18 protein-coding genes are annotated in these 22,806 nt (G+C 67.8%); 13 read left to right on the top strand and 5 right to left on the bottom strand.

Translation table 11 applies throughout. The features are described 5' to 3' along the window. Positions 1-50 precede the first annotated feature (50 nt). The 5 genes from VLY81_RS10290 to VLY81_RS10270 all read left to right on the top strand — a co-directional run bounded on the left by VLY81_RS10290 (position 51) and on the right by VLY81_RS10270 (position 5,600). Positions 51-1,379, top strand: coding sequence for an ABC transporter substrate-binding protein (locus VLY81_RS10290; RefSeq protein WP_324668077.1), 1,329 nt, complete (start codon positions 51-53; stop codon positions 1,377-1,379). A gap of 96 nt (positions 1,380-1,475) precedes the next feature. Further along, complete coding sequence (locus VLY81_RS10285) at positions 1,476-2,381, top strand: carbohydrate ABC transporter permease (RefSeq protein WP_324668076.1); 906 nt, start codon at positions 1,476-1,478, stop codon at positions 2,379-2,381. Beyond that, complete coding sequence (locus VLY81_RS10280; RefSeq protein WP_324668075.1) at positions 2,381-3,205, top strand: carbohydrate ABC transporter permease; 825 nt, start codon at positions 2,381-2,383, stop codon at positions 3,203-3,205. Before VLY81_RS10285 ends, VLY81_RS10280 begins: the two co-directional genes overlap by 1 nt. A gap of 139 nt (positions 3,206-3,344) precedes the next feature. Beyond that, the gene (locus VLY81_RS10275) at positions 3,345-4,091 is read left to right on the top strand and encodes a hypothetical protein (protein WP_324668074.1); all 747 of its coding nucleotides are present in this window, start codon (positions 3,345-3,347) and stop codon (positions 4,089-4,091) included. Positions 4,092-4,262: 171 nt separating this feature from the next. After that, positions 4,263-5,600, top strand: coding sequence for a S41 family peptidase (locus VLY81_RS10270; protein ID WP_324668073.1), 1,338 nt, complete (start codon positions 4,263-4,265; stop codon positions 5,598-5,600). Between the two features lie 114 nt (positions 5,601-5,714). Here the strand turns inward: VLY81_RS10270 and VLY81_RS10265 are convergent, their stop codons facing one another. Then, entirely contained in the window at positions 5,715-6,092 is a 378-nt protein-coding gene (locus VLY81_RS10265) for a hypothetical protein (RefSeq protein ID WP_324668072.1), read from the bottom strand. Between the two features lie 542 nt (positions 6,093-6,634). On the opposite strand from VLY81_RS10265, the gene VLY81_RS10260 reads away from it, so the two are divergent. Further along, positions 6,635-7,141, top strand: a complete 507-nt coding sequence (locus VLY81_RS10260) for a DinB family protein (RefSeq protein WP_324668071.1) — start codon at positions 6,635-6,637, stop codon at positions 7,139-7,141. 199 nt (positions 7,142-7,340) lie between these two features. Here the strand turns inward: VLY81_RS10260 and VLY81_RS10255 are convergent, their stop codons facing one another. The 3 genes from VLY81_RS10255 to VLY81_RS10245 form a co-directional block, all read right to left on the bottom strand. Then, positions 7,341-8,879 carry a beta-propeller fold lactonase family protein gene (locus VLY81_RS10255; protein ID WP_324668070.1) on the bottom strand — a complete coding sequence of 513 codons (1,539 nt, stop codon included), beginning with the start codon at positions 8,877-8,879 and terminating at the stop codon, positions 7,341-7,343. A 394-nt stretch (positions 8,880-9,273) separates the two neighbouring features. Continuing rightward, positions 9,274-9,711, bottom strand: a complete 438-nt coding sequence (locus tag VLY81_RS10250; protein ID WP_324668069.1) for a HEPN domain-containing protein — start codon at positions 9,709-9,711, stop codon at positions 9,274-9,276. Then, positions 9,653-10,027 carry a nucleotidyltransferase domain-containing protein gene (locus VLY81_RS10245; RefSeq protein ID WP_324668068.1) on the bottom strand — a complete coding sequence of 125 codons (375 nt, stop codon included), beginning with the start codon at positions 10,025-10,027 and terminating at the stop codon, positions 9,653-9,655. The genes VLY81_RS10250 and VLY81_RS10245 overlap by 59 nt, the downstream gene beginning before the upstream one ends. 574 nt (positions 10,028-10,601) lie before the next feature. Here VLY81_RS10245 and VLY81_RS10240 point away from each other — a divergent pair. The 4 genes from VLY81_RS10240 (at position 10,602) to VLY81_RS10225 (ending at position 18,040) form a co-directional block, all read left to right on the top strand. Beyond that, on the top strand, positions 10,602-13,121 hold the full coding sequence (locus VLY81_RS10240; RefSeq protein ID WP_324668067.1) for a discoidin domain-containing protein: 2,520 nt from the start codon (positions 10,602-10,604) through the stop codon (positions 13,119-13,121). Between the two features lie 39 nt (positions 13,122-13,160). After that, a complete protein-coding gene (locus tag VLY81_RS10235; RefSeq protein WP_324668066.1) occupies positions 13,161-14,951 on the top strand; it encodes a hypothetical protein in 1,791 nt (596 codons plus the stop codon). Between the two features lie 107 nt (positions 14,952-15,058). Beyond that, positions 15,059-16,276, top strand: coding sequence for a response regulator (locus VLY81_RS10230; RefSeq protein ID WP_324668065.1), 1,218 nt, complete (start codon positions 15,059-15,061; stop codon positions 16,274-16,276). 6 nt (positions 16,277-16,282) lie between these two features. Then, complete coding sequence (locus tag VLY81_RS10225) at positions 16,283-18,040, top strand: sensor histidine kinase (RefSeq protein WP_324668064.1); 1,758 nt, start codon at positions 16,283-16,285, stop codon at positions 18,038-18,040. Here VLY81_RS10225 and VLY81_RS10220 read toward each other — a convergent pair. Further along, entirely contained in the window at positions 18,000-18,980 is a 981-nt protein-coding gene (locus VLY81_RS10220; RefSeq protein WP_324668063.1) for a hypothetical protein, read from the bottom strand. The genes VLY81_RS10225 and VLY81_RS10220 overlap by 41 nt on opposite strands. Before the next feature lie 205 nt (positions 18,981-19,185). Between VLY81_RS10220 and VLY81_RS10215 the strand changes: the two genes are divergently transcribed. Genes VLY81_RS10215 through VLY81_RS10205 form a run of 3 tightly spaced genes read left to right on the top strand, consistent with a single transcriptional unit; the run spans position 19,186 to position 22,558 of the window. Then, positions 19,186-20,679: an ABC transporter substrate-binding protein gene (locus VLY81_RS10215; RefSeq protein ID WP_324668062.1), complete on the top strand. Its 1,494-nt coding sequence runs from the start codon at positions 19,186-19,188 to the stop codon at positions 20,677-20,679. A gap of 12 nt (positions 20,680-20,691) precedes the next feature. Next, positions 20,692-21,567 (top strand): carbohydrate ABC transporter permease, encoded by an 876-nt coding sequence (locus VLY81_RS10210; protein WP_324668061.1) that lies wholly within the window; start codon positions 20,692-20,694, stop codon positions 21,565-21,567. Then, entirely contained in the window at positions 21,560-22,558 is a 999-nt protein-coding gene (locus tag VLY81_RS10205; protein ID WP_324668060.1) for a carbohydrate ABC transporter permease, read from the top strand. The genes VLY81_RS10210 and VLY81_RS10205 overlap by 8 nt, the downstream gene beginning before the upstream one ends. Positions 22,559-22,806: the final 248 nt, after the last annotated feature.

Here is a 22,806-nt window from a genome sequence, read left to right as displayed (position 1 = left end):
GGATCGGTCTTGGCTGACGGCATCGGACGCTTCGAGAGGGGGAGAGTTCCGTGCGTCTCGACAGAGGCCTCGTCAAGGGTTTCGTCGCCATGGCGTCGCTGGTGGCCCTCGTGGCCACCCTGGTACCCGTTGCATCCGCCGGGTCCAACCAGCCCATCCGCCTCACGGTCTACAACTACCTGGATGCCACGAGTCCGGCGGCCCACCGGGAGATCGAAGAGGTCTGGAAGGCCTTCGAACGCGCCAACCCCGACATCATCCTCGAGCGCGAGGACATGTTCGGCGAACCCTTCCACCAGAAGCTGGAGGCCTACGCGGCCGCCGGCCGATTGCCCGACGTCATCTACATGTGGCCCGGCGGGCGCTCGAGCACGCTGCACACCAAGCGCCTCGTCAAGGATCTGACGCCATTCCTCGGGGACATGGCGCGGGAGTTCCACGAGGCAGCCCTCGCCCCGCAGGCGGGTGGCTACCTGGCCGAGCTGCCCATCGCCATCACCGCCACCCACGTCCTCTACGTCAACAAGGGCCTGCTCGACAGCCTGGGGCTGCCCGTGCCGACGACCTACGAGGAGCTCAAGGCCATGGTGCCGGCCCTTCGGGCTGCCGGCAAGGACGTCATCCTGATGGGGGCGCAGGACGACTGGGTGGTGCAGTCGACGCTGTTCAGCATGATCGTGGGGCGCCTCGCCGGCGACGACTTCATCGACCGGGTGCTGGCCGGGCAGGCCCGTTTCACCGACGAGCCCTTCGTGCGGGCGCTGCGCTTCTACCGGTCGCTCTTCGACGACGGGGTCCTCAACCGGCGCATCTTCCAGACCTCGTACAACGAGGTCAACGGGCTGTTCGCGTCGGGACGGGCGCCCTTCCTGGTGGACGGCGACTGGAAGACGAGCAACTTCCTCACCGACCCCACCACCGGGGAGGCCCTCATCCCGCCCGACCGGCAGCACGAGTTCGTCCTGACGGTCTTCCCGGCGATACCGGGCGAGGTGGTGCACCGCACCACGTCCATGGTGCCGGGCGTCGGCTTCGCCATGAGCGCCAGCATCCCGGCGGGGTCGGCCAAGGAGCGAGCGGCGTGGCGCCTCATCCAGTGGCTCACGTCGCCCGAGGTGCAGCGGATCCGGCTCGAGACGGGTGCGGCCTTCCCCTCCCGCAAGAACGTCACCAGCGACCGCCTCGAGCCCTTGGCCCAGGAGCGCGCCCGCTTCTACGAGCGGGTGGGCGGGACCTACGTGCTCGACAACGTCCTCGACGCGCAGGTCTACGGGCCGCTCAACGTGGGGCTGCAGGAGATAGGGCTGGGGCTCTCGACGCCGGAGCAAGTGGCCGCCTCCGTGCAGCGGGCCCTGGAGGCGTGGAGGGCTTCGCGGTAAGGGCAGCAGCAAGGGGGCGGGCGCGGGCCGTCACGTCTCGGGTGGCGGCCCGCCGCCTCCTGCATGGCCCGAGGCATGGGCGGAGGGGAGAGAAACGTGCGGCGAACGACCCATCGGGAGCAGCGCCTCGCCTACCTGCTCCTGGTCTTGCCGGCCGTGCTGATCTACTGGGCCGTCGTGGCGTTTCCGACGCTCTTCTCGGTGGGCCTCAGCGTCAGCGACTACCAAGGCGGGCCTCTCCTCTCGGCCGAGTCGCCGGTCCGCTTCGTGGGCCTGACCCACTACGTCCGGATGTTTCAGGACCGGTTCTTCTGGATCTCCCTGCGCAACAACGTCTACATCATCCTCATCTCACTCTTGGGCCAGATCCCGTTGGGCTTCGTGGTGGCGTACGTCCTCTGGCGCAACCTGGTACGGTGGCGGGACTTCTTCCAGACCGTCATCTACCTGCCGTCGGTCATCTCCACCATCGTCGTGGGCATCCTGTGGCAGTCGTTCTTCTCCCCCTACGGGCCCTTCACGACGTTGATGCAATCCATCTTCCCCGGGTGGGAGAATACGCTCTTCCTCAATCCGAGGACCGCGATGCTGCCGGTGCTCTTCGTCATGCTATGGATGTACACGGGGACGTATCTCATCATCTTCCTCGGCAGCCTGCAGAAGATCGACCCCCAGGTCATCGAGGCGGCCAAGATCGACGGGGCGACCGAGACCCAGGTGATGCGCTACGTCATCGTGCCCGGCCTCTCCGGGGTCATCGTGACGGCGGCCATCCTGGCCATCTCGGGGTCGCTCAAGAGCTTCGACCTCATCTTCGCGATGACAGCGGGCAACCCCGCCCGACGCACGTCGGTGCTGTCGCTGTACATGTACGACACGGCGTTCAGGGGGGCGCCCGATTACCCGCTGGCCAACGCCATCTCGACGTTCATGGTGGTGCTGAGCCTGGCGCTCATCGTGCTGCTGCGGGTGCTCGAGGTCCGCTTCGGGGGGCGAGAGTGATGGCGCGGGCGGTCGCAAAGGGGCTGGCCTACCTGGGGCTCGGGGCATTCGCGGTGATGACGACGTACCCCATCGTGTGGCTCGTGATGAGCTCCTTCAAGACCACGCAGGCGTTCCAGCTGGACCGGCTGGGCCTGCCCCGGCGCTGGATGGTCGACAACTACGTGCAAGCGTGGCGGATCGGGCAGTTCGACGTGCTGATGGGCAACAGCCTGCTCTACACGGCCGTGTCGACGGCGGCCATCGTGGTGCTCTCCGTGGCGGCGGGCTTCGCCTTCGCCAAGCTGCGGTCGCGGGCGACGCCGCTCTTGTACGGGGGGTTCGTCATCGGGATCCTGCTGACCATCCAGTCCATCATGGTGCCGCTCTTCCTGATGGCGACGCGGACGCACCTGTACAACACCCGCCTGGGCGTGCTCATGGTCTACACGGCCATGGGGCTGCCGATGGGGGTTTACCTGTGCACGGAGTACATCAAGGGGCTGCCCGACTCCGTCATCGAGTCGGCTCGGCTGGACGGGGCCGGGTACCTGACCATCCTGTGGCGCATCGTCTTCCCGATGGTGCGGCCGGTGGTGACCACCCTCGCCATCGTCACCATCCCCGGGGTGTGGAACGAGTTCATGCTCATCAACGTCCTGGTCTCCGACAACGCCCTTAAGTCGCTGCCGGTGGGGATCCTGCGCTTCTCGGGAGCGCTGTCGTCGGACTACGGCAAGCAGTTCGCCGGGCTCGTCATCGGGATGCTGCCGATGGTCGTCTTTTACCTGCTGCTGCGAAACCAGCTGACCAAGGGGGTCGTGGCGGGGGCCGTCAAGGGGTAGGCGGGCTTTGCGGCTGCGCACCACCGTGGGGCGCACGCCCCGGCGGCCGGGTGGCCGATCCGGTGGGGCCAGGGCCGGTCAACCTCGACCGCCCGGCGAGCAAGCAGGAGCTGGAAACGCGCCTCGAATCCCTCCTCGGGTGGGTTGGGTGGAGGAGGAGCGCGCATGGGTAGGCAGAGGGGTCGGCCGCACCGTGACGGTGGTGCTGCGGGCGGAGTTCGACGCCTACCTGTTGCTGGTCGGCCCCGAGGGCGACGTGGTGGCCGAGGACGACGACTCGGGCGGCGGGAGGGATGCCCGGATCATCTACACCTTCCCGTCGTCGGGCCAGTACCTGCTCGTCGTCAACTCCTACTCGGCCGGTGAGACGGGCCGTTACCTGCTGCAGGCGCAGGTGACGGGCCTCGGGCCCGGCGGGGTCGTCGTCGAGGACGCGCTCAAGTCGCTGCCGCTCTCCGACAGCCCCTACTGGCTGATGCGGCCCGGCGGCTGGTACGAGGGGGAGTCCCTCGACGGGACCGTCCTCGAGCTCTACACCGAGCGAGACGACGACCCCTACCCCTGCCTGAGCGTGGCGGTGGAGGAGCTTGCCCGGTACGGTGTCTCGGACGTGGGGGCGCTCTTCGCCCGCATGGCGATTGCCGACGAGGCGTCGCGCTGGGAGGTCGTGACGGCTGGCTGGACCACGATCAACGGCGTGGCGGTGCACCGCTCCGTCACCGTCGCCCCCACCGTGATGGGCCGCATCCAGACCCTGCGGCTCATGGTGCCGTGGGAGGGGCGGGCGCTGGTCGCCAGCTTCCAGGACCGGGCCGCATCCTTCCGCGACCGCCTGCCCCTCTTCGAGGCGCTGGCCGGCACGCTGGTCGACGTCCGGGAGGACTGAGGCGAGTCACGGTCGGGTGGGGCCGGGCGACCAACGCGGGGTTGCCGCTGCTGGCGAGCGCCGTGGAGCCGTCGGGTCAAGGGGGGGGGGGGTCGCATGGGCGCTGTCTTCTGGCTCAGCGTCGCGGTCGCTTTCGTTGTAGCAGCCACGCCTGCCCGAGTGGCCGGCCCTTTGCCAGCTCTCGGCGCCGCGTCCGGCACCGAGCCCTTGCTCTCCGTGGACGACATCCGGGAAGACCTGCGTTTCCTCGTCCGCACCGTCGAAGATGTGCACCCGGCCCTGTCCGACGCCGGTCGACGGGCGGCCTTCCATGACCAGGCGTTACAGGCCGTCGAGCGACTCCAGGCTCCGATGCCGGTGGGCGCTCTCTTCTTCCTGGCGCAGCGTGTGCTTCGCTCTCTTCCCGAACCCGACGCCCACACAGGCCTCGCCTACCGTCCGGTGGAGCCGGTCCTGCCCGTGCACTTTCGCTGGGTGAGCGACGGGCTGGTGGTGACGCAGGCGGCACCGGGGTCGCCGGTGCGCCCGGGCGACGTGGTCGTACGGCTCGGAGGGCTTTCTCCTGAAGAGCTGCTCGACGAGCTGCGGCACGTCGTTCCGGCCGAGCACGACGGGTGGGTGCGGGCCCGCGGCGAGGCCCTGATCCGGCAGGCGTTCATGCTCCGACGCCTGGGGGCCATAGGTACCGATGGGGCCGTGGAGGTGGTCATCCGCCGCGCGACCGCCGAGCCCGGGGCGGAGGTCGAGCAGGCGCTCTTGGTCGGCCTCGTCTCTCCGGACAGACCGATGGCACCCGGTGGCCTGGAAGAAGAGGCGCGGCCGTGGTTCGGCTGGCGCATCGAGCCGCAACACTCGCTTGGCTTCTTCTGGCTCGACCGATGCGATGACACGCCGGACTACCGGCAGGCAGTGGACGATTTCTTCGAGGCCGTGGCCGTGTCCGGCGTCCGCAAGGTGGCCATCGACCTTCGCCGTAACGGTGGGGGCAACTCTGCTGTCACGGACGCGTTCTTGCGATACGTGCCGGTCGACCGCGTGCGAAGTTACCGTAGCCGAATCCGCTTCTCTCCCGAAGCGGATCGGCAACGGGGTTACGGGCTCGTCGCTCGCATGGTCCACGCGTTTGCGCCCCTGGCGCCGAACACGGTCCGGACTCCCCGGCCTGCGAGACGCGACCGGATCTTCACCGGCGACCTGTATATCCTGACGTCGCCGCACACCTTCAGCTCGGCCGTCTGGTTCGCCACCGTCTTCAGCGACAACGGGCTGGCGATGGTGGTGGGCGAGCCAACGGGCGGCGCTCCGAGCAGCTACGGCGACATCCTGCGCTTCGAGCTGCCCCGGTCGGGGATGGGCTTCAGCGTTTCGCACAAGCGGTTTACCCGCCCGGATCCCGGTCGAGACCCGGCCGAGACGCTGGCGCCCGACCACTGGGTGCCGACGACGGTCGAATCCATCCGGCAGCGGCGGGACCCGCAGCTGGAGTGGGTGCGGGCAGCGGGCCTGTGACGCGACGGTCGCCCCCTTCGCCTCTCCGACGCGTGTGGAGCGCGCCCTTGATGGCAACAGGGCGCGGGGCGTGCGCCATACCATTGGGTCGTTGCACCGCACTGGAGCATGCCCTCATTGACCGACCCACGACAGGGCGGTCTCGATCCAGTGTCCCTCGACGTCGACCAGGTGCAGGGTCACCGCCGGGTGCGCACGCAAGGTGATGGGCACCGCCGAGACCCAGTGCCCGTCCTCCTGCCGCACCGGGACGTCGACCCGCACCAGGTTCCCGAAGTTCTGCGCTGCCCACTCGCTTTGATGCTGCCGTATCTCCTCGGGTGTCGCCATGACTACGGGAGCGAGGCCCGGCCCCTCGATGAGCCGCTGGAGATCCTCCCGGGGAACCGGCACCCTCGCCGTCAAGACGATCTGCACGAACGCCCGGCCGCTCCCCGGCCAGAAGACGAAGGCCGGATGCTCCACCCGGAAGCGGCGCCTCTCGGCACCCACCAGCGGCCCGGGCGAGACGCTCGGCTCCGCCCCATTTCCCCGGAAATGATCCTCTCAACGATCGTTGAAGTGCGCCGCGACCCCGTCCCGTGTGCCACATCGCCGACGTGGCGCCGGTTAGTGGCTGACGGGACCGCGTGTTCGTCCGGGCGCCGACTCCCTCTGCGCCCGCATCGGCACGCGACGACGCGCGCCCGCTGCCGACCTGGAGGCCGGGGAAGACCGTCCTCGGGGGGTGCGTACCGTCGCTTTCGGTGCGGCTGGCCGGGATGCTCGTCCGCGAGCGCACAGGGTGTCCTCGGTAGCGCCCATGGGAATTTAAATACGTATTTAAAAACCCGCTATCGCTCCACCCGAATCCCATGCTCGCGCCCCCGCTCGGCGGCAGGCTGCGTGACTACCTGGTGCGGGAGGCTGGGGTTGGTAAGATGAGATCGAGCCTCAGCTGCCCCTTGCGGGTGGGTACGGAGGGGCACACGTCACCATCGCCGCGACGTACCGGGCGCGTGCGGGCCGGCACGGGGTCGGCGAGGCCAGCTGCGATGCGAGACAGGAAGGGGGCCGAGGCCATGCCCGATGCACTGGGGGAGGCCTTGCGTCAGACCGCGGAGCGTCTCTTCGACGGGCGCAACTACAGCCATGCGCCCATCTGGCGGCAGATCAAGGACCTGTCGGCGGAGCAGGCCCTCTGGCGGCCGTCCCCGGAACGGCACTGCGTCTGGGAGATCGTCCGCCACGTCGCCTTCTGGAAGCGGCATTTCATGGACAGCCTGGCGGGCCGCCCGACGGCCCCGCTCGATGAGGACTGGCGCCTGCCGCCGCGCACGGACGCCGCCGCCTGGGCGGCCGAGCTTGACGACTTCGCGGCGCTACAGCGGGCATGGGTCGAGACATACGGCACCTTTACCCGCCAGGCCCTGCTCACCCCGGACTCCGACGGCCGCTTCGAACGCTTCGCCCAGGTCATCGGCTACCTCGAGCACGAAGCCTACCACACCGGCCAGATCGCCTACCTGCAAGCCCTGATGGGTCTCCCGTCGGTGGAGTGACGGCTCGGTGGAGTGACGGCCACCCGCCCGAGCGCCTTGGCCTGCCCGACCGCGACATGCTGCGGGCGGCGACGGCGGCGGCGATGGCGGGCGGCGATGGCGGGCGGCGATTGCGGTCGCCCAGATGGGGGATGCGGGGCTCGTATCTCGCCGTACCCCTGATGCCGCCTCTGCCCGGCCCACCTTCCCAGCCCTCACCTCAGATCCCCCGGCTCGCCGCCTCCTCGTACCCCTTCGCCGGGTCGAGCGGCTGTTCGACCTGCAGCTGCGTGCGCACCGTCAGGCTGCGGTGCTGGTCGGTCGCCAGGTACTCGGCGATGATCCGGGCCTGCTCGTCGTCGATGGGGGCGCCGTTGTCCCGCATCTTCTGGACGATGTCCAACCACTGGTCGCCCTGGGCGTTGTTTCGGATGACCCGGCCCAGGTCGTGGCAGATGGTGCAGCTCTGCAAGAAGAGCACCTCCGCATCCGACCGCGGCTCGGGCAGCACCAGCCGGCTGGCCCGGGCGATGACAGGACTCACCTCCGCCGCCTGCGCCTGCCTCCGGGCGACGGCGTCGGTCCGCACGTTGGCCTTGAGTGCCATGCCGTTGGGGTTGAGCCCCACCACGACGTGCGTCACCCGCTCCAGCCGCTCGACGTCGATGACCGTCACCGAGTTGGCGCCCCAGTTGGTGGCGTAGGCCGTCTTGCCGTCGGGCGAGAAGTAGATCCAGTGCGGGTTGAGCACCACCGGTATCTCGGCGATGGGCTCCAGCGTCTCGAAGTCCAGCACGGTGACGTAGGCGGCCCCGTTGTGGCTGACCCAGACGTTGCCGTCAGGGCCATAATAGGCGATGTTGGCGCCCCGGCCCGTCGGCACGGTCTCGAGCAGCCGGCCTTGGGCGGCGTCGATGAAGGAGACCGACCCGTCGGCCCGGTTGCCCGTCGCCACCACGTACGTCTTGCCCAGGAAGTCCACGTTGACCGGACCCGGCACCCCGCCGACCCGGTGGATGACCCGGTCCGTCCCCGTGTCGATGACGATCACCTCGTCGTCCAGGGTGTTGGCCACCGCGACGTACTTGCCGTCGGCCGAGATGCCCAGCCCGCTGCCCGAACCGGCGCCGTAGTCGGTGGTGGTGCGCACGATGTGGCGCACCTCCCAGGTGGCGAGGTCGATGACCGCGACCCGGGAGTCGGCCTGCAGGCTGACGTAGGCCTTGCGGCTGTCGGGCGTCACGCCGACGTCCCGGGGCCGGGCGCCCACCTCCACTACCCGCAAGAGGCGCGGATTTTGTGCGTCGAGGACGGCCACGTGGGCGGCGCCGTTGAGGGTGACGAGGGCGTAGTGGCCGTCCCGGGTCAGCCCCATGTGCAGGGGCCCGGCCGGCGTCCCATCGGGCCCCATCGGCAGGTCGATGCGGCGCACGCGGTGGTCGTCTTCGGTGTCGATGGCCGCCACCCAGTCGCCGTAACGAATGGTGACCAGCACCCACCGCTGGTCCCGAGTGATATGGGGGTGGTGTGGCACGCCCCCCTCCAGCCGGATGAAGTCGACCGGCTTGAGGGTCGCCAGGTCGACCACGGTGACGCCCTGGCTCACCTCGTCGGCCACGTAGAGCCAGCAGTTGCCGTCCCACCGGGGTAGGAGCTCGGGGCCGGCGGCATTTTGCGATTCGTACCAGCGCACGTCGTAGAGGCGGTCGATGCCTGAGAGCGGGCTCAGCCACTGCCGCAGGCCCACCGCCAGCGCCACGACGGCGGCAGCCAGGAGGATCGACCATAGGGTACGCCGAGGGAGGGGTAGGGGGGTAGGGGATGGGGCCGTCGGGCTGGATGCAGCCATCCTTGGCGAACCTCCTTCACGTACCGTACGGTGAAGGGTATTATCCTCGAGCAACAAAACCCTATAACTATCATGCCAACGCCGGGAACCGGTGTCAATCCTTACCGGGCGGGCGCTCGCGAGGGTGTCCGGAGCCGTGCTCGGGCCCCGGCGGGTCCGCATCTCAGTGCATTTCAACGATCGTTGAATTGCGCCACGACCGCCATCTGCTGCCCCATGCCCTCGACGGGACACCTGTCGGCCCGGCCTACCTTTTAGGACGTAACGGGCACCGGCTGTCGTCGAGAAGGCCGCCAGACCGGAGTCAGCCGTCTGGGCTGGCTTGGGGCTGCTCCGCCATCCACTCCCGGACGGCTCGCAGGATGGCGGCCGAGTGGGCCAGGGCGCCCTCCGCCTCGCGCTGCGTGTAGGCTTCGCCGGGGATGAGGTCAGCGAGCGCATCGGGATAACGGGTGGGGATGTAGAGCTTGTCGAGCGCCAGCGCGGCGTCGAGCAGCGGCGCAAAGCGCACGCGGACTTCCGGATCCGGCAGGTCCCTGACCAGGCGGCCCAGCGAATGGCCCCAGGGGTCTGCGTCCGTCGCCAGCCAGACAGCCTTCATCGCCTTCTCGCCGGCTTGCTGCGAGAAGAAGGCCGCCTGCGCGAACTTGCCGCTCGTCAAGAGCAGGCGGGCGGCATCGAGATCATCTTCGGCCTGGCGGAGCCACCTCTCCGCTTCGCGTCGCTGCTTCTCCACGCTCATACAGGACCCTCGCTTCCTTGAGGACGCCCCTCAGGAAGGGCAGGTCACGCCGGTCCGCGAACTCCTCCGGCGTGTAAACGACGGGCTCGACCGGCAGGGGGGCGTCCTTGAGCGCCTGTAGCACCAGGCCGATGCGCTCGGTGGGCGGCAGGTCGGTCTGCCATATCACCAGGAGGTCCAGGTCGGAACGGCGCGTCGCGCGGCCCCTGGCCCACGACCCGAAGAGGAACACGCGCTCCACGCCCAGCGCCGCCAGGCGATTGACCGCGCCCGGTAGCCAGCGCTCGACTTCTTGCGCCTTCTCAGGGGCCTTCACGGCACCTGCACCCACCCCGCAGCCCGGCGCCCGCGACGCATGGTGTCACGGGGCATTGTATCACGGGTGCGGGGGCGAAGATGGCGGGGCTCCAGCCCACAGAATCGGCAACGCCGCCCCCTGTCTCAGATCCCCCGGCTCGCCTCCTCGTATCCCTTCGCCGGATCCAGCGGCGCCTCGAGCGCGGGCGTCCTTCGGAGACCATTTCAACCGAGCCGGGCTGCTTCGCCGTGGCAACAGGGGTGAGGTGTATCCGTCTGGGGGTGTATGCCTTCTGTCTGCGTGACCAGGGGAATTTAAATACCTATTGAAAATCCGCTATGTATCCGCAGCGAACCCCGCGCACCCCGTGCCCGTGCCCCCTCGAACCTTGTGCATAGTGGCAAGAGGAAGCCGAGGGCCACCCTGACATACGGGGATCCCCACCATTTTGCAGGATCCGCCCATAGGCGTCGTGCGTGCGCGGCTCGTAAGATCGCAGTGACCCCAAGCTCATCAGGAGTGCTCTCGCGTGCAGGCGAAAAAGAGTAAGTCCAGGCTGCAGATATTTGCAACCCTTATCGTCTTGCTTGCCGTGGTGGGGGGTGTCGCCTACCTCCGCTGGCAGCAGGACCGCCGGGAAGCGCCGGCGGTGACCACCCGCCCCGCCCCGGAGCCGTCCAGGACGGTGACCGAGACCAAGGTGGTCGTCTACGAGGGGCCGTCCCTGCTGGAGAGCTCCGACCGGGTGAAGGTGTTCGTCGAGGGCCACGAGCTCTTCGTCTACGAGACCCTGGTCAACAACGGACGCCTCTTCAGCTTCACCACCCCCACCACGACCACCCCGGTCGCCCTCTTCGACTTCGAGGGCTCGGTCAACGTCACGGTCCGCGTCGATGAAGCGGTGACGGACGCCGTCGTGCGGCCCCTGGCCTACGGCATCACCCCCGAGATCGACGGCAACACCATCACTTTCCGCCTTGACTACCCGGGCCAGTACACCGTGGAGTACAACGGGCGGACCGATCGAGCGCTGCACCTGTTCGCCAACCCCTTGGAGCAGGATGCGCCCGACCCCGATAACCTGCCCGCCGATACCATCTACATCGGCCCCGGGGTGTACAAAGCGGATGCGATCCCGGTCCGCAGCGGCCAGACGATTTACATCGCCGGCGGAGCCGTGGTGTACGGCCATATCCGTGCAGAACGGGTCGAGAACGTCACCATTCGGGGCCGGGGGATCCTGGATGGCTCCATCTACCCCCGCACCCGTCCGTCGGAGTTCACCCTTCCCATCGAATTGCGCCACTCGAAGAACATCACCATCGAGGGGATCACCATCCTCAACCCGGCCGGGTGGGCCATCACGTCCTACTTCGTCGACGGCCTCACCATCGACAATGTCAAGATCATCACGGCGCGGGCCAATGGCGACGGCGTCTCCTTGCAGTCCTCCAAGAATGTGGTGGTCAAGAACTCCTTCGTGCGCAGCTGGGACGACGCCCTGGTGGTCAAGAACTACGATCGTGGCACCAGCTCCGACATCCTCTTCGAGAACATCGTGATATGGAGCGATCTGGCGCAAAGCATGGAGGTGGGATACGAGACTTACGGGGAGACGATGGAGAAGATCGAGTTCCGGGACATCACGGTGCTGCATAGCTTCCACAAGCCGGTGATGAGCATCCACAATGCCGACGACGCGCACATCCGCGACGTGGCCTTTCGCAACATCACGGTGGAGGACGCCCAGATGGAGGGCGACAACAAAGCCTCCGACCACGACAACTTCTTCCTCGACTTCACCATCCAGTACAGCCAGGAGTGGTCCCGCTCGGGCGGTCAGCGGGGTCGGATCTCCGGTGTCGTCGTCGACAACGTCGTGGTGCTCGACGGCCGGGACGACTTCGTCTCGCGCATCATGGGCAGCGGCCCTGACAACCGCGTCGAGGACGTGCTGCTCCGCAACATCACCTACAAGCAGGTCCCCGTGCGAAGGGCCGAGGATCTGCGCCTCTCGGCCAACCAGCACACGACCCACATCCGCGTGGAGTACGTTGGAGGCTCGACCGGGGCGGCTCTCCACCTCCCTTACGTGCTCGACCTCGAGGATGGGGTGCCGGCGCAGGTGACGGTAGTGCCTCGCCGGGACCAGGCGGGCTTCCTGGTGCCCGACTTCGCCATCCGGCCAGTGCCCCAGGTCTACATGGGCGAACGGCTGACGGGTGCGCTGACGGTGACCGCCACCCGCGGCACCAGCACCCTTGAGTGGGACGACGGGAGAGGTCCCTTTGCCGATCCCGGCCATCCGGCCTCTGCCGCGCTGGACGGCGATCCGGCCACGGGCTGGGTCGGCCTTGACTGGCCCGGCGCCCCTGGCGAGTTCGCGGCCCTGAGCATCTGGTTCGACGAACCGAAGCGGGTGGGCACCGTCCGCCTCCACGGCGACCCGGCCTCTCGCGTCGCCCTGCTGCAAAACATCGCCCTCTTCGGCATCCGGGCCACCAGCGAGCGCAACGTGTTCACGCGGATCCTCAACTCGGCTGACTACGAGTTCTCGCCGGCCACGGGCAACGTCGTCGACATCCGGATCAACCCGGGCGAGTACAAGGCGCTCCAGCTCCGCTTCTACAACCGGAGCGGTACTGCCTACTCGGAGCGGGCCTTTGCCCACGAGGTGGAGATCTACCCGGCCAGCCTGACCTTCAACAAGCCGGTGAGCGCGAGCCCGCACGAGGACGTGTACGTGGCCAGCAATATGACCGACGGCAACCCGCTCACCTACTACGAGGCGCGCAAGGGCGAGTGGCCGGCGGTGGTCACGGTCGATCTGGGCGACGCGTTCGACGTCAAGGTGGTCCAGGTGGCCCTGCCGCCCTTGATGCAGTGGGAGCCGCGTACGCAGACCTTCTCCATCCACGGCAGCCTCGACGGCGACGTCTACGAGGAGGTGGTGCCGGCGGCCTCCTACACCTTCGACCCGGCGCAAGGCAACCTGGTCGAGATAACGCTGGCCCGGCCCACCCGGATGCGCTTGCTCCGGCTGGTCGTGACCGACAACACGTCGCCGGGCGGGTACGGCGCCCAGATCTCGGAACTGCTCGCCTTCGACTGACCCATGGGGTCCGATGAGCGACGAGGAGGGGTGAGGCCGATGAGGAAGGGCAGCGGGAAGGTGTGGGCTTGGGTCCTGGCGCTCGCGCTGACGGCCGGGCTGGGGCCACAGCAGGCATCGGCGGCCGCCACCGACAGGGCTCCCGTGCGCCAGGGTGGCGCCTATACCGGCCGAGCGTTCGACCCGAGATTCGACCAGATGTTCGACGACTTCACCCGTCCCATCTTGACGGCTGTGGAGGGGACGGGCCTCTTGTGGGCCACCGCCGAGGGGAGCGACGTGCGCCTGACGGAGCGGGACGGCTTCCTGCGGGCGGCCTACTCTACCACGCTGGGCACCACCAAGGATGCGCCCATCTACAAGGTGGCCTCCCCCAGCAACACCCAAGGCGCCTACGACTTCCTGGTGCTGGTCATGCGGGGCAGCCAGGGGGCCTCCATCGAGGATCTCATCCTCTCCTTCCGATACGACGACAACTACGCGGACATCGACGTCGACTTCGTCGACCTCTTCGACCCCGACTTCGAGCCCTTGCCCGAGCTCACCGACGAGTACCAGGTCTACGTCATCGACCTGGCCAACTCCCTGGACGGGCGGGTCTTCCAGCGCCTCCCGGGGCGCTACGGCCCCGAGACTCTCCCCGCCGATCGCCGGCTGGCCGGCTTTCACCTGATGGCCAGGAGCACCGGTGGGGGATCGGGCATCCTCGACATCCGCGAGGTGTACTGGAGCCGGGATGCGGTGACCCTCGGGTACGTCGATACCCCTGACAACTTCCTGCTCGACGACTTCGAGCGCGAGAACGTCTCCGAGGCGGCCCCCGAGATCTGGTGGCGGGGAGCCGGGCCGGGCAGCTTCATCGTGGGCCGCTGGCTCGCCTTCGACTACACCACCCGGCCGGGCGTCTACATGGCCGCCGGCGCCGACCGCGCCAGCAACGCGGCGGGCCGGTACGAAAACTTCGTGCTGCGCATCCGAGGCGCCGAGGGTGGCGAGGACCTGCTCGTCTACCCGCTGTACATGGTCGACGGCAAGCCAGTCCTGGGCAAGGGCATCGCCCTGTCGGAGCTCAAGGGGCCCGACGGTGAGAGGGTGCCTGCCCTGACGACGGAGTTCCAAAATCTGGTGGTCAACTTCGCCGCCAACGGTTGGGATCCGGCAGTGCATGGCCTGCGCCTCGAGTCGAAGCCAGGTGAGCATGGCCTGGTCTACATCGACCAGATCTTCTTCACCAACCTGGCCTGCGATCCCTCGGAGATCGCGACGGAGTACCCGGTGCTCGACTTGAGCGACGTGCTGGTCTTCGACGACTTCGAGCGCCCTGTGCTCGGGGCCACCCCCGAGTACGATCCCAACAACCCCGTGGCGCTGGAGCACGGGTTGCAGTTCATCATCGCCTATGCGGGGATGGACCGGCTCTCCATCGAAGACGGGGCGCTGGTCTTCGATAGCACCCAGAATCCGGACTACATCCAGTACACCTCGGCCAGCACGCGGGTCAACGACGGGCGCTACCGCTACGTGGTGTTGCGAGTGAAGGGCGAGCAGGGAGCTTCCCTCGACAACTTCCGCCTCTCCACCATCGACGCCAACGGCACCCGCAGCGTGGTGGTCTGGGCCAACGGCGGTCTCAAGAGCGGGCGAGGGCTGCCGACGCCGCCGCTCGACGACCCCGACTACCCGTACATCTCCCCAGACGGGTGGATGGACCTGATCGTGGATCTGGCAGCCAGCAATCTGACGGAGACGGTCAGCGGCTTCGACCTCTTCTATGGCGGCTCGGGCCGGCTGCTGATCGACACCATCTTCTTCGCCAACGCCGTCGACTGACGCGGGGCCGCACCTGCTCCGCCAGACCCATACCGGCCCGTCCCTTTGCCCCGAGGGGGTGAAGGGACGGGCTTCGGTATAGTAGGGCTGGGGGGGCAGCCGGATCGATGTTTAAGATGCTCGTGATCGACGATGAGTACCTGGTGCGCCTGGGGATCCGCCAGGCGATCCCCTGGGAGCGGCACGGCATCGTGGTGGTGGGCGAGGCCGCCAACGGGCAGCAGGGGCTGGATCTGGCCCTCCAGCACGCGCCGGATGTCATCCTCTGCGACGTGCGCATGCCCGTGATGGATGGGATCGCGTTCGTCCGGCGGGTACAGGAGCTGGGCCTCGACTGCGCGGTGGTGATCCTCAGCGGATACAAGGAGTTCGACTACGTGAAGGGCACCCTGGAGGGGGGCGCCTTCGCGTACCTGCTGAAGCCCATCGACGACGACGAGCTGATCGAGACGGTGCGGCGCGCCTTGCAGCAGCTGGAGCAGAGGCGTCGGGCCACCCGGCGTGATCAGCACTGGCAGCAGGTCTTGCCGTCGGTGGCGCAGAGCCTGCTGCTCAAGCTCATCGCCGGGGATGCCTCGGGTGCGCGGGAGCTGCAGGAGGTCCTGGAGGCCTACGGCTTTCCCATCGGTCGACGGGGCCACCTCATCGTGGGGCAGGCCGACCCCGACTCGAGCGATAGCGAGGGGGCGCCACAGGCGGTGCGCGCCCTGCATGACCAGCTGGAGCAGGGGCTGCGGGAGCAAGGCGTTCCCCATCTGGGAGTGCTGCTCGAGTCGCACTTCGTCGTGCTGGCGGGGATGGAGGATGGCGACCTGGTGCAGCGGGTGTGCGAAGCGGCGGTCGCCCGATACGAGCAGGCCGGCGCAGCGACCACCGTCACGGTGGGGATCAGCCAGGCGTACGCGGACCTATCGGGGGTGGAGGCCGCTTACCGCCAGGCTCGAGAGGCGGCGCGGAGCAAGCTCTTTCCCCTGGTCAACGCGGTGGTGCGCTACGGAGCCGAGGGCGGCCCGTACAAGCCTCAGGTGCTGGCCGCCATGCGGTACATCGCGGAGCACTACGCCGAGGACGTGACGGTGCGAGACGTGGCCGCGCACCTGCACGTGAGCGAGTCGTACCTGATGCACCTCTTCCGGGAGAATGTGGGCCTGACCTTCAACGAGTGTCTCACCGCGTACCGCATGATGATGGCCAAGAAGATGCTGCGGGAAGGGAAGTACCGGGTGTACGAGATCGCCGAGCGGGTGGGCTACAGCGACCCCAAGTACTTCAGCCAGGTGTTTCGCAAACACACCGGGCTCCTTCCGAGCCAGTACAGGGGTTGACCGAGGGTGAGCCGGGCACCCCGTGGCAGCCTCTCATCCCGCATCGGCCGCACCGTCATCGTGATGTTCCTGGTCTTGACGGCGGCCTTCTGGTTTGTGGTGCGCGTGGCAGCCACCAGGGGGATGGAGCGGTTCGTCCTCGACGACGTGACGGCGCGGCATGGGGAGGCCGCCAGCGGTCTGGTCATGGTGCTCGACGAGCTCAACTTGCTCTACTCCCGGATGGTGCTGAGTGATGAGCTCTTCCTGCTTCTGCAGGACGGCACCCTGGGGCCGGCGGACAAGGCGCGTCTCTTCCGCCAGATGATGGACCGGGTCGGCGTCAACCACGGGCTGTTTGGCGATGTGCGCCTCCTCTTCGGCGACGAGGTCTACAGCATGGCGGGCGACGCCTTTGGCGACGGTGGGAGCGTCGGCCGCCGCCTGCTGCCGCAGATCCTCACCTCCGCCCGCCTGGTGGAGCCGGGCGGCGTCGTCTTCGATCAAAGCGGCGAGGCCTTCGTGGTCATCGGCAAGCGGATGGTCAACTACCCCGCGGCCGCAGCCAGGGGAGCCGTGCTCTTCTTCATCCGAGAGACCGCCCTGCGGAAGCTGGCGGAGGCCGTCTCCAATGGGGTCGGCTACTCGCTGGTGGTGACCGGCGACGGGCTGGTGGTGACCCACACCCGCGGGCTGCACGTCGGGGCGCACCTGGTCGATGCCGGTGCCCTGCGGGGCGCCTGGCCGGCTGACCGGCAGGTGCGCACCATCGACGGCGAGCGGGTGCTGGTCATCGCCACCCCTCTCGGCCCGCTTCATCAACGCTATGGACTCGACTGGACCATCGTGAGCGTCATCCCCCACGATACCCTGCTGCAGGATGTGATCCGGCTCAACCGGTACAACCTCGGCCTGGGCTTGGTCATGGCCCTGGGAGCCGCTCTGCTCTCGATGCCTCTGGCGGCCGGCATCACCCGTCCCATCCATCGCCTCGTCCGACGCCTGCGGCGCTTCTCCCAGACGGGGCAAAAGGAGCCGGCCTCGGGACGGGTGCGCGACGAGCTGTGGGAGCTCGAGGCCACCTACGACGAGATGGTGGAGCGCATCACCGATCTGATGCGCAAGAATGAGGAGCGCATGGAGGCGCAGCGGAAGCTCGAGCTCGAGGCTCTGCAGATGCAGATCAATCCCCATTTCCTTTACAACACCCTGGACGCCATCGCCTGGATGGCGAAGCTCGAAAAGAAGCCCAACATCGCCCGGCTGGCCATCGCGCTGGCCAAATTCTTCCGGATCAGCCTCCACAAGGGCGACAAGTTCATCACGGTGGCCGAGGAGATCGAACTCGTCAAGCACTTCATCGACATCGAGCTCATCCGCTTTCCTGACAAGTTTACCGTCGAGTACCTGGTCGAGCCCGACGTCCAGCAGGAGCTGACCCTCAAGCTCATCTTGCAGCCCGTCGTGGAGAACGCCATCAAGCATGGGGTCTCGCTGCTGGACCGGGGAGGCCACCTCCAGATCAAGGCATACGGCGACCGCGAACACGTCTGGTTCGAGGTGATCGACAACGGCGTCGGCTTCGACCCGCCGGCCGACCTGCTGGCCCCGTCGGGGGCCCCCGGCAAGGCCAGAGGCTACGGGCTCCGCAACGTCGACGAGCGCATCAAGCTGCAGTACGGGCCGGAGTGCGGGGTCCAGGTCTTCTCGGCCGTCGGCGAGGGCACTCGCGTGGTGCTCAAGATCAAGCGCTCCAGCGCTGCATCTTGGCCCGCAAGCGCATGAGGGGCCCGACGATGGTGCTGCTGAGGTAGCGGCCCAGCAGCCAGGCGGCGAGCGCCGACAGCCCGGCGCACCCGACCAGCAGGAGCAGGAAGGCCCGCATGCGCCGGTAATACGGCTCCAGCGGGACCAGGCTGACCACCTGCGAGCCGGGGGCGGCGAAGGGGCGGGCGACGATGAGGAAGCGCCGATCCCGGGAGAGGGTGGTCGCCCCGGGGACCGCTTCGGAGAGGTAGCGGGCATGCTCCTCCTGGTTGAACGGCGATCGCAGATAGGTGCCTCGGGAGGTCAGGATGTAGGTCTCGATGCCGGCGAAGTTGGGATGCTCACGGTAGTCGAAGAAGCTCTGGTAGATGTAGCGAGGATGGAGATCCATGAACAGGAACCCCTGCGGCAGCCGGACGATGTAGGTGATCATGCCGAAGCTGGGGTCGTAGCGCACATCCTGGTAGATGTGGGCCATGTGGGAGGTGCGCACCGACAGCCAGCTCGGCTCATCGGAGCGCACGAAGGCGGCGATCTGCGGCTCCTGGAGCATCTCGGCCAGCGTCGGCACGCCGGCCATGCCGCTGGTGGTGTAGGTTCGGGTCGGGGTGTACAAGGTGAGCCCGATGATGCCGAAGGACGTGTTCTTCAGAGTGTCGAGCAGGGGTTTGACCGCCGGGCTGGCTTGGTCGCTGGCGAGGGCCTCCAGCACGGCGGTGTTATGGGAGATCTGCACGGCCGAAGCCTGGGCCGCCGCGATGGCCATGGCGCTGCGCTCGACCCGCTGGGTGACGGTGGCCTCCGCCGAAGCGCGGAAGGTGCGCAGGGCGCTGCGGCTCACCAAGAGGAACGAGACCGTCGACAGCACCACCGTGAAAAGAGCGGCCGACAACAGCACGTAGCCGACGATCCGCCTGGTCAGAGCCTGAAACGTCCGACATCGGTCATCGACTGCCATCTGGCGCTGCCGCTCCCCTGGCGGAGGATACGTCTCGCCGGGGGCCAGGTCCTGCGGAGGGGCACCCGCTGGCAGAGGCGGCCACGCTTGGTATCGCTCGCCCATCCATGTCAGCCATCCAAGTCAGTAGACTTGTGCCCCCTTTTTGCGCTTTCGCGCCATGCCGTACGGCGGGCCGGTCGTCTACGATGGAGACGGGCCAACCGTGGACCACGTTCACGACGTCGAGTTGAGCGCCAGGCCTCTCGGCATCGGGGTGTGGGGGTTGCTCATGCGAAGCAGGATCCTGGCCATCGGCATCATGGCCCTGGTCCTTGCCCTCGTCCTGGCCGGCTGCGGCCAGGAGCCGACCAAGATCCGGGTCACCGTGGGCATGTGGCCCGAGCCCTATTTGCGCGAAGACGTGGCCATGTTCGAAGAGTGGAAGCGGCTCTTCGAAGCGGACTACCCGCAGTACGAGATCGTGGGGGTGCCCTACACCTACTCGCCCGATACCTTCTTCCCCATGGCCCAGAGCGGGCAGACGCCCACCGTCTTCCAGACCTGGTTCACCGAGCCCCAAAAGCTGATCGACAACGGCTTCGTGCGGGATATCACGGCGCAGCTGCAGCAGCTGGGATGGTACGACAAGATGGACCCCGTCATGCGGGAGATGCTCTCCCGTGACGGCAAGGTATACGGCGTGCCGCGCGACGGCTATGGCCTCGGCCTGCTCATCAACCTGCAAATCTTCGAAGAGGTCGGCCTGGTCGACGACTGGAACGGCGACGGGATCTTGGACATCCACGGGCCCGACGGATCGCCGCGCTACCCGACCACCTTCCAGGAGCTGGCCGAGACGGCCCGGTACATCTCGGAGACGATGCGTGACCAGTTCGAGCGGGAGGTGGCCGGCCTCATCATCCTGTCGGCCAATAACACCGGGGGCTGGCAATTCTCCAACATCGCCTGGAACTTCGGCGCCAGGCTGCAGGTCCAGGATGCCGACGGCAGGTGGGTGGCCAACCTCAACGCGCCCGAGGCGGTGGAGGCCCTCGAGTGGATCAAGGAGCTGCGGTGGGAGGCGGGGGCGCTGCCGGCCAGCACGTCACTGACCTACTCCGACTGGTACAGCTACATCGGCACCGGGCGGGCGGCCATGGCCTTCGTGGGTAGCGACGCCATCGCGTTGCCTGTGACCAACTTCGGGATGGACCGCGACCTCCTTGCCTTCGTTCCCATGCCGGCCGGTCCGCGGGGCCATCGTTACGCCCTCTTCGGGGGCACCCCGTTCATGTTCGCGGCCAACGCGACCGATGAGCAGGTGATGGGCGCCCTGCGCTTCCTCGAGTACATGGGGCGCTCGCCCGAGACCTCGCCGGTGGCGCTGTCCAGCCTGCGCCGGGGGATGAAGACGGCCATCGACAAGGGGATGCCCATCCTGCCCGAGATCCGTCCCTGGGTCAACGAGGAGTACCGGGCGGCCGCGCGGGAGATCGAGGCGCAGTACGCCAACGTCTACATGCCCAACTTCCAGGACTTCTACGACTTGTTGCCGGTCATGCGCAGGCCGGAGGAGCCCCATTACACCCAGGAGATGTACGAGATCCTCGACGCGGTCATCCAGCAGGTGCTGGCCGACCCCAATGCCAACCCGGCTGCCTTGTTGACCAGCGCCAACAACACCTTCCAGACCCACTACCTCAGCAAGCTGCGCTAGGAGGCTGGAGGGGTGTCGTTCATCCGCCGCAACCTCGCGGGCTGGCTGGTCATGCTGCCCGGGCTGGTGCTGCTCGTCTTCTTCGTCTGGCTGCCGCTTCTCTCCAATGTCTCCCTCTCCTTCTACCAGCTGCAGGGCTACACCAAGCAGAGCTTCGTGGGGCTGGACAATTACGCTCAGGTGTTGCGGGATCCGCAGTTTCAGCGGGCATTCCTCAATACGGGCCTCTACGTCTTCTGGTCCATCGTGGTGGGCTTCCCGGTGCCGATCGCGCTGGCGCTGCTCCTGAGCGAAGTGATCCACCTGCGGACGTTCTTTCGCACCTCTCTGTACTTGCCCAACGTGGTGCCCGGGCTGGCGGCGGCCTTGCTGTGGAAGTTTCTGTACGACCCCGACCCGGGCGGCATGCTCAACGGGCTGCTGGGCGCCGTGGGCCTGCCGCCGCAGCCGTGGTTGAGCAGCCCCACCTGGGTGATCCCCCTCATCGTGGTCGCCCTCACCTGGAAGGCGGCGGGGGCCACCACCCTCATCTACCTGGCCACCATCCAGAGCATCGATGCCACTTACTACGAGGCGGCGCGGATGGACGGCACCAACGTGTGGCAGCGGGTGCGGTACATCACCCTGCCCAGCCTGGCGCCGACCGTGCGGATGCTCTTGGTGCTCCAGATCATCTCGGTCTTCCAGGTGCTGTACGAGCCCCTGGTGATGACGGGCGGCGGGCCCAACAACGCGTCGTTGTCCTTGTTGCAGCTCATCTACCGCTACGTCTTCGTGCGCGGCGACGTGGCCAGCGGGGCGGCGCTCGGGGTCATCGTCGCTGTCGCGCTGCTGGTGCTGACGGCATGCTACTGGTGGGCGACCAAGAGGGCGGGGCACCATGGGTAAGCTCGGGGCGGCGGGCAAGGCCGGCGCCGTCGGCAAGCCCGGGGCCATGCGCGGGCTCGCGGCGGTGGGCAGGCTCAGAGCGGCGGGCAGGCCCAGGGCCATCGGCAGGCTCCGGGCCAAGACCGAAGGGATCATCGTCGCCAGCGACTACCGCCTGGCGAGGCACCGGCTCCTCTACGTGCTGCTCTTCGGCGGGCTCGCGATGGCGGCGGTGGTGGCGCTCTTTCCGGTCGTGTGGCTGGCACTGTCCAGCTTCAAGGGCCCCGTCGAGCTCTACCGGACGCCCCTGACGCTGTTGCCGGATCAGGTGGACCTGCGCAAGGCGGCCCAGGTCTGGCAGACCCTGGCCTTCGGCCGGTACTACCTCAATTCGCTGTGGGTGGTGGCCGGCGCGGTGGCGAGCGCGGTGCTGGTCAACGGGTTGCTGGCCTACGGGGTCTCGGTGCTGCGGCCGGCGGGCCACAAACTGGTGACGGCGCTGATGATGGGCAGCCTGATGATCCCGCCCATCCTCAACATGGGGCCCCTGTTTCGGCAGATCGTCGCCCTGGGCCTCATCGACTCGTACATCCCGCTCTGGCTGGTCTTCGGCGCCAATCCCTTCTACTTCCTCATCATGACCACCTACTTCGACCGGCTGCCGAGGGCGCTGTTCGAAGCAGCCCGCATCGACGGGTGCAACGGGCTGCAGATGTTTTGGAAGGTGGCGGTCCCCCTCTCCCGGCCCATCCTGGCTGTCGTGGCCATCTTCGCCGCCAACGCGGCCTGGTCCGACTTCCTGCTGCCTTTTCTAGTGCTTCGCTCCGATGCGCTGCAGACGGTGATGGTCAAGATCTACACGCTGCAGGCCGCCAGCGCCACCATGCAGGGCTTCGGGCCCGACAAGCTGCTGATGGTGCTGGTGCTGGCCAGTTTGCCGCCCGTGGCTTTGTTCGTGCTCTTCCAGCGGCGGATCACCAGCACGGTGGCGACGACGGGGCTCAAGGAGTGACGTGGGGGCGGCAGCTCGCGGCCGCCGGCGCCTGCGCCACCAGCGCGTTGCTTACGAATGCGGGCATCTCGTAACGAGGCCGCTCCAGGCTCGACCAGTGCCGGTGCGGCGGGGGCGGGACCCGGAGCCGTTATGGGTGCGGCTCCCGCTTCCGGGGGGAAGGCGTACGGCACCAGCGCTCCAGCGCGGACGAGAGGTCGGCCAGGGCTCCCGTGGAGAGGTCAACAATCGACTCGCGGCGCCGACGC

Source organism: Limnochorda sp. LNt, assembly GCF_035593265.1.
GTDB classification, from domain to species: Bacteria; Bacillota; Limnochordia; order Limnochordales; family Geochordaceae; genus Geochorda; species Geochorda subterranea.
Note: the sequence above shows the minus strand (reverse complement) of the source record. Positions and strands in the feature narration are given on the sequence as shown.